The organism is Alteribacillus sp. HJP-4 (assembly GCF_042139015.1).
In the GTDB taxonomy this organism is placed as follows: domain Bacteria; phylum Bacillota; class Bacilli; order Bacillales; family Marinococcaceae; genus JBHIKY01.
The window spans coordinates 1-5917 of record NZ_JBHIKY010000047.1; the positions used below are offsets into that span (position 1 = coordinate 1).

At 43.2% G+C, this 5917-nt stretch carries 6 protein-coding genes; 4 read left to right on the forward strand and 2 right to left on the reverse strand.

What is annotated here, in order from left to right; translation table 11 throughout:
- Positions 1 to 243: 243 nt before the first annotated feature.
- Positions 244 to 873: a 3D domain-containing protein gene (locus ACE4RR_RS21240; RefSeq protein ID WP_375537440.1), complete on the forward strand. Its 630-nt coding sequence runs from the start codon at positions 244 to 246 to the stop codon at positions 871 to 873.
- Here the strand turns inward: ACE4RR_RS21240 and ACE4RR_RS21245 are convergent.
- Positions 852 to 1679, reverse strand: coding sequence for a cobalamin-binding protein (locus ACE4RR_RS21245; protein WP_375537435.1), 828 nt, complete (start codon positions 1677 to 1679; stop codon positions 852 to 854). The genes ACE4RR_RS21240 and ACE4RR_RS21245 overlap by 22 nt on opposite strands.
- Before the next feature lie 18 nt (positions 1680 to 1697).
- Positions 1698 to 2177 carry a divergent PAP2 family protein gene (locus ACE4RR_RS21250; RefSeq protein ID WP_375537436.1) on the reverse strand — a complete coding sequence of 160 codons (480 nt, stop codon included), beginning with the start codon at positions 2175 to 2177 and terminating at the stop codon, positions 1698 to 1700.
- A gap of 600 nt (positions 2178 to 2777) precedes the next feature.
- On the opposite strand from ACE4RR_RS21250, the gene ACE4RR_RS21255 reads away from it, so the two are divergent.
- From ACE4RR_RS21255 to dctP, 3 genes are read left to right on the forward strand one after another with little or no spacing between them, the layout of a single operon-like run.
- Positions 2778 to 3326 (forward strand): TRAP transporter small permease, encoded by a 549-nt coding sequence (locus tag ACE4RR_RS21255; RefSeq protein ID WP_375537437.1) that lies wholly within the window; start codon positions 2778 to 2780, stop codon positions 3324 to 3326.
- Positions 3327 to 3353: 27 nt separating this feature from the next.
- Complete coding sequence (locus tag ACE4RR_RS21260; RefSeq protein WP_375537438.1) at positions 3354 to 4619, forward strand: TRAP transporter large permease; 1266 nt, start codon at positions 3354 to 3356, stop codon at positions 4617 to 4619.
- Positions 4620 to 4679: 60 nt separating this feature from the next.
- Entirely contained in the window at positions 4680 to 5756 is a 1077-nt protein-coding gene (gene dctP, locus ACE4RR_RS21265) for a TRAP transporter substrate-binding protein DctP (protein ID WP_375537439.1), read from the forward strand.
- Positions 5757 to 5917: the final 161 nt, after the last annotated feature.

The window sequence follows — 5917 nt, forward strand, 5'->3', positions numbered from 1 at the left end:
ACCTATACCCCAACGAACCTTCTAGATACTCTTTCACCACGTTAAATTTAAAATCATCACTATATTTAGCCATATAAAAACACCCCAAACGTTAGTTTTTTACTCTAACTTTTAGGGTGCAGCACCAAGGCCCGTAATCAGCCGGGCTTTTCTATATTCGGAATGCGCATTAAGAATAAAATGAAAGAACTTGGACATCCTGTGTTTGTGAAAGAGGTGATCAGGTTGTCTCTAAAAAATTGGATGATTTATGGTGCAACTGCGATATTGTTCCTGCTTGCTCTGCAGTCGACTGCAGCCTATGTACTAAACATTGATGCCAGAAATGTTCCGGCTCATCTTTTTAAATATGTATCTGAATTTAATCGGGAAAGCTCCTTGGAGGATAATAAGGATATTGTGGCTTTACCTCCTGAAGGGGAGCCTTCTCAAATTATAGAGCTCGAGGCAGAGCCGGTGTTTGAGCCGGGAGAACCAAAGATAAAGGTAACGGCCACCGGCTACACCGCAGGCTATGAATCAACAGGGAAGCATGAAACTGATCCAGCCTACGGTATTACTCGCTCTGGTGTTAAAGTAAGACGTGATTTTGTCTCAACGATTGCTGCGGACCCGGTCCATTTTCCGATCGGTACGCTTCTTTATATCCCTGATTACGGATATGGTATTGTTGCTGATACCGGCTCTGCTATCACAGGGAATAAGCTTGATTTATATTATGATACGGTTAGCGATGTATACTCGGAATGGGGAAAAAAGGATGTCGACGTCCACGTGCTGAGAGAAGGGGATGGAACACTTTCTGAAGAAGAAGTGACGACTTTAAATAAAGAAAGAGCTTTGCCGGTTACTCAGCTAAGCTCTTCTTCATAAATGGATAGCAGCGGATCCTTTCCGTCAGGAACGGGAAATACTGAGGGATGAAGCAGGTAGGCCAGGCGCTGCAGGCCAAGCAGGAGTCGAGGGGACGGTCGGCAGTAAAGCGGCTCCTCCAGAATATGAATGTGATTTTCTTTCATTGCTTTCATATCCGGCCAGCCCGGCCGTTTTTTCAAAAGCTGAGGCCTTACCTTTTCTGTCTGGACGCCGACCCAGGCAAGACAGATCCTGTCCGGGTCAAGCTTCCGCACGTCTTCCCACTCTAGTTTACAGCTCGCTTCTTTCTTATCTTCAAAAATATTGACTCCGCCTGCCAGTCTGCTGATGGTAGTCAGCCAGTTGCCGCCGCCGGGGGAAAACACTGGTTTTGGCCACCATTCCCAATAGAGACGCAGCGGAGAAACCGACGCGGCTAACTGTTCATACTTATGCAGAAATCGATCAAATTCTTCTGCGAGTACTTTTGCTCTTTCCTCCGCATCAGCAGCTTCTCCAAATAAAAAGAAATCATTTCGTATATCTTTAATGGTATCCGGTCCGGATACGATATAGGGAATATTTTCTTTTTTTAACTTCTCAATGTTTTTTTCCATGCCGGGTACACTCAAAGAAGCAAGCACAAGATCTGGTTTTAATGTTTTTAATTTTTCTACATCAATGGACAAATCCGGCCCGAGCCGGGGAAGTTGGTTGACGGCCCCCGGCCAGTCGGAATAATCGTCCACAGCAATTAATTGAGAGGTGAGGCCTAGATAAGCGGCCGTTTCCGTATTACTTGGACAAAGGGAGGCAATTCTCATATGCAGCATCCTTCCTGGTTAGGCCATAATGGAAAAGTGTGCGCCGAGGGCAATTATGATACCCAGCAGGGCACCAAAAAAAACTTCAATAGGCTGATGGCCGAGAAGTTCTTTTAATTCTTCCCGTTTCTCAGTTTCTTCCTTTTTCTGCCATGATTTTGCTTCTGTCACAAATTTGTTAAAATCCACCACAAGTTGATTTAAGACAGTCGCATGATAGCCGGCATGCCGTCTGACACCTGTTGCATCAAACATAACAATTACACCGAAAATAGTACAAATCGCAAACAGAGAAGAATCAAATCCCTGCTCCAGTCCGATCGCTGTTGTTACAGAAGTTACGGCGGCTGAGTGGGAGCTGGGCATGCCTCCGGTACTCGTGACAAGCGTAGCATCCCATTTTTTTGAAGCTATAAATGCAAGAGGAATCTTTATACCCTGAGCGATCAGGATAGATGCCAAAGCAACCCATAAGGGGAAGTTATTTAATAATTCCATATAGAAGAGTTCGTCCTTTCTGTCGGCATGCACATTCTGCAGAACAGTAAAAAGGTCCCTGAGCAGTTGTCGTGACTCTTTTATTAATTGAAAATTACTGCTATAATAAAATTCTATTATATTTTTAGATTCTTTTGACAATTATAAGATTCATGACTCACGGTACCAGTATTCAGTTCTGGTGCTAATTATATCATATAAAGGGCTGGGGAATCTTTGGTTATTTGTTAAAAGTCTCCTTTATTATACTATCGGGAAATATGTTTCTTCATGGAAAAAGGGAGCTCAGCCGGTCAGTATGAAAAATAGGGGGCGGTATAAACGTCTTAGTCACAGTTTTTATAAAATAGTTTCTTTCTTTCTAAAATTGCAAAAAATATTGAATGTTTCACTGATGTGTCAGATATGACGATCTCTTTACCTCCTATGCCTCATGCCGGCGATATTTCTGCTTTAATTCAGGTTTATGATTATTGAACTACAGGACTTTACAACGTATGATTAATAACGTCACTATTTTTTGGAAATAGTTTACGGTATTTAATAGAGCGTCCCATGAATTTTGAAAATTACAACAGACAGATTGGATGCTGATCAAAGATGAAAGTATTAAATATACTTGACAGTACATTGAAAAAAATCGAAGAATTTATTTTAAGTTTTTCCATTATAACGATTGCAGCTATGGTCTGCGGCAATGCAATCGCCCGTAACTTTTTGTCTTCCAGCTGGGCATTTGCCGAGGAGATCAGCAGGCTTGCATTATTTATGGCAACCTTTATGGGAATCAGCTATGTAGCGAGAAAAGGACGGCATTTAAGCATGTCTGCTGTCTATGACAACGTGCCATTTAAATTTCGAAAAGCACTCGCGACGATAATTCCATTTTTTACAGCGATTGTTTTATTTGTATTTGCATATTATTCCTGGCTCTATATCGAATCCACCATACAATCCGGACGGGTTACTTCAGCACTTCGTCTTCCGTATTACGTAATGCTTATCTGGGCGCCGCTCGGCTTTATATTAGGCGGGATCCAATTTTTAAGAAACTTCTGGATTAATGTCCGTAATAAAGATGTCTATCTTGCGGTAGAGCGGAAAGATTATGATGATGACGATGATGCTGACAATCCAAGTTTATTATAAATTAATCAGAAGAGTGAGGAATGACATATGGTAACGACACTCGTAATTATTATGGCGGTGCTATTGCTGCTCGGGTTTCCGATCATGATACCGCTCATGCTCGCTCCACTTGTACTTATTATCGTATATTTCCCTTACACTGAACCATTTTTTCTTGTGCAGCAGATGCTGAACGGAATATCTACGTTTTCTTTAATGGCCGTACCGATGTTCATTTTTGCAGCGGATATAATGACGAGAGGCCGTACTTCAAAGCGTCTGCTTGACTTCATCGGTTCGTTTGTTGCTCATATCCGCGGCGGATATGCAGTCACTACTGCTGTGTCCTGTGCGTTGTTCGGAAGTATCTCAGGCTCGACCCAGGCGACAGTGGTGGCGATTGGGCGGCCGATGAGAGAAAGGCTGTTAAAAGTAGGATATAAGGATTCCAGCGCGATCGCTTTTATTATCAATTCCAGTGATATTGCGCTGTTGATTCCACCGAGTATTGGCTTTATCATTTATGCTCTGCCCTCTCAGACTTCCGTCGGGGATTTATTTATTGCAGGTATCGGGCCGGGGCTCTTAATACTTCTTTTTTTCACGATTTATGCGTACATACATGCGCGCATGTTTAACATTCCTCTTGCTGAAAAAGCAACGTGGAGAGAACGGTTTTATCATACGAGACAGGCAGCACTTCCGCTGATGTTCCCGGTTATTATTATCGGCGGGATATACTCCGGCTTCTTTACAGCCACAGAAGCCTCTGGAATGGCGGTGCTCTACGCGCTGATCCTGGAGGTGCTCGTTTACCGCTCTGTAAAGGTCACAGATATTCCAAAGATTGCCTTATCTACCGGACTTGTTACTTCCGCAGTTTTTGTACTGGTAGCCGGAGGACAGGCCTTTGCATACGCCATTTCTACCGCTCAGATTCCACGAATGATTATAGATAATCTGCTGGGCGGAGATCCCGGGCCGATTTACGTTATGATTATCGTTTCCTTGTTTTTCTTTATCGGGTGTATGTTTATGGATCCTATTGTCGTTATTTTAATTCTTACACCCATATTTATGCCGGCGGCAGAAGCGGCAGGTATTGATCCAATTCACCTCGGGGTACTTATCGTTTTCCAGGCAGCAATGGGATCAGCGACACCACCTTTTGGTGTAGATATTTTCACAGCAAGCGCGGTATTCAACCGATCGTATTTAGATACAATCAGAGGGACGCCGCCATTCATTATAATGCTGTTTATTGTCAACATCTTATTGATATTCTTTCCTCAGATTTCTCTGTTTCTGCTTTAAATCACAGAGCAGAAGCTTGAGATATATTTAAGCTTTTAGACTTTTAAGGGGGTAATTGTTGTGAAAAAAAGAAAGTATGGATGGTTAGTGACATCCGCGCTTGCTTCTTCATTAGTACTGGCAGCCTGTGGTGGAGGAGATGATGAAGGCAACGGTGACGGCGGTGGAGATGACGGCGGTTCTGAACCAGAGTACTCCTGGACATTTGTGACAGAGGAGTATGAAGGCCAGGTTCAATACGAATATGCGCAGGAGTTTGCCGACCGCTTGAATGAGAAGTCCGATGGCAACATTGAAATGAATGTATTGGAATTCGGAGGACTTGGAAGTGAGGTAGACCAGGTTGAGCAGCTCCAGAACGGCGCTGTTGAATTTGCGATTGTTTCACCAGGTTTTACCGGAACCATGGTAGAGGAAGGACAGATTTTTGCTCTGCAATTCCTGCTGCCTGAAGATCAGGAGCAGGTGCATGAATTGTTAAATACGAGTGAAGCATTAAATGAAGACCTTGCCGCACTCTATGAAGAGAATAATATTAAGCCTCTTTCCTTCTTTACGGAAGGGTTTATGCAGTGGACAGGCAATAGAGAACTTACAGAGCCTTCTCATTTTGAAGGATTTACAATGAGGACCCAGGATTCCCCGCTCATTCAGCGTTCCTATGAAGCGTATGGGGCTGATCCATCTGTTATGAGTGCCGGTGACCTTTATTCAGGTCTTCAGAACAATACTGTAGACGGCCAGGAGAATCCAATTTTCTTTATTGAGGACTCTTCGTATCACGAGGTTCAGGATTACATGACTATTTCAAACCACAACACGTATGTGGCGATGGCGACGGTTAATCCGGGATTTTATGATGAGCTTCCGGATGATGTAAAATCGATGATCGATGAAACTATCGATGAGATGGAGGATGTCGGCTTTGATCTGCAAAATGATCTTAATGAAGAGCTGCTCGCGTCCATTGAAGATGACGAAGAAAACCCTACGGAAGTAACCGAGCTTGATGAGGATCAGCGCGAAGCGTTCCGTGAGCTGGCTATGCCATTGCGTGATTTTTACCGTGAAAATGGCGGCGAGGAAGCAGGAAATATTCTCGATAAGCTTGAGCAGGAAATTGAAGAATTAGAATAGAACTGAATAAATGTGATATTAAAAAGAGCCCGCCTGGGTGCTGCACCCCAAAAGTTAGAGTAAAAAACTAACTTTTGGGGTGTTTTTATATGGCTAAATATAGTGATGATTTTAAATTTAACGTGGTGAAAGAGTATCTAGAAGGTTCGTTGGGGTATAGG

Bases quoted from the DNA above. Each gene is read 5' to 3' on its own strand.
- ACE4RR_RS21255 (WP_375537437.1), top strand. From the start codon at position 2,778: ATGAAAGTATTAAATATACTTGACAGTACATTGAAAAAAATCGAAGAA.
- ACE4RR_RS21260 (WP_375537438.1), top strand. From the start codon at position 3,354: ATGGTAACGACACTCGTAATTATTATGGCGGTGCTATTGCTGCTCGGG.
- ACE4RR_RS21240 (WP_375537440.1), top strand. From the start codon at position 244: ATGATTTATGGTGCAACTGCGATATTGTTCCTGCTTGCTCTGCAGTCG.
- ACE4RR_RS21250 (WP_375537436.1), bottom strand. From the start codon at position 2,177: ATGGAATTATTAAATAACTTCCCCTTATGGGTTGCTTTGGCATCTATC.
- ACE4RR_RS21245 (WP_375537435.1), bottom strand. From the start codon at position 1,679: ATGAGAATTGCCTCCCTTTGTCCAAGTAATACGGAAACGGCCGCTTAT.